The 1,097-nt window shown below is 47.0% G+C and carries 3 protein-coding genes; all 3 read left to right on the forward strand.

The features are described from left to right. Positions 1 to 258 (forward strand): sensor histidine kinase (locus B3180_RS07970; protein WP_286843912.1); only part of this gene is annotated, 258 nt, incomplete at its 5' end. Between the two features lie 9 nt (positions 259 to 267). Continuing rightward, positions 268 to 723 carry a TerB family tellurite resistance protein gene (locus B3180_RS07975; RefSeq protein ID WP_278358194.1) on the forward strand — a complete coding sequence of 152 codons (456 nt, stop codon included), beginning with the start codon at positions 268 to 270 and terminating at the stop codon, positions 721 to 723. Next, the coding region (locus tag B3180_RS07980; RefSeq protein WP_286843923.1) for a transporter substrate-binding domain-containing protein at positions 724 to 1,097 on the forward strand (374 nt) is incomplete at its 3' end. It lies immediately after the preceding gene.

Below are 1,097 nucleotides of genomic sequence, written 5' to 3' on the forward strand. Positions count from 1 at the left end.
ATAGAGATACAAACGGAACAAAAAGACGAAGGTGTCCATTTTCACTTTCGCGACAACGGTAAAGGTATGGACAGCGAGACCATTAAAAATATCTTCGAGCCCTTTTTCACCACATCTCGCCAGACGGGTGGTTCAGGGTTAGGCTTATCCATTGTCTATAATCTGGTTACCCGGAAACTCAACGGCGAAATTTCTGTCCAATCAACGCCTGGTAAAGGCACCGAGTTTTCCTTTTTCTTACCCGATTTACCCAAATAGGATTGTTGTATGCTCAAAGCTCTGCAAAACTTTTTCCAACAAACAACACCGGCTGAACAGGCCAACATGCACCAGATAGAAGGTCTATCAAATGACGCCTTTCTGTCTCTGGTTTTGATGACAGAAATTAGTCTGGCCGATGGCGAGCTATCCGATGAAGAGCGTGAGCACTTATTGGATGAGCTAGAGCGCGAATACGGTATTACCGGTGCGCAGGCTGACAACGCAATTAAAGAAGCCGTGCAGGCAGTACAGGAAGCCTCATCGCTGCACGATTTCACAGCACAGTTAAAAGCCATTAGCTACGAGCAACGCGTTGAATTACTGGAAAATTTGTGGGCTGTTGCCTACGCTGATAGTGCACTTGATCCACATGAGGAAAGCATGTTGCGCAAACTTGCTGACTTACTTTATATCAGTCACGCTGACTACATTCGTAGCAAACTTAGGGTTATAGACTCTTAAATGCGGCTGCTACCCACCTTCTTTGCTGCCGCGTCATTAAGTTTCACCCTTGTGGCTGACAGCCTGGCTGAAGAAGCAGGGATGGCAACCGGCTACCCGCCTTTTCAGTTTAGCCAGGACGGAGAGCCCGCGGGTTTTGATGTTGACGTTGTTCGTGCCATTTTTAACTATCTGGAAAAAGATTTAAGCCTTCATCAGTACGACTGGGACAACGTCGTTAGTCTTCTTCGCTATGGCGAGCTGGACTTAGCTATTGGTATGGAGTCTACCGAAGCTCGACAGGCTTACTTTGATTTTAGCCAACCTTATTACCACCGGCTGGCGGATTTATTTGTACTTGATCAGGAAAGCAGCCCGGAATCGGTTCGCAAGCT

Origin of the sequence: Idiomarina sp. UBA4206, from assembly GCF_002383015.1 — a bacterium.
GTDB lineage: Bacteria > Pseudomonadota > Gammaproteobacteria > Enterobacterales > Alteromonadaceae > Idiomarina > Idiomarina abyssalis.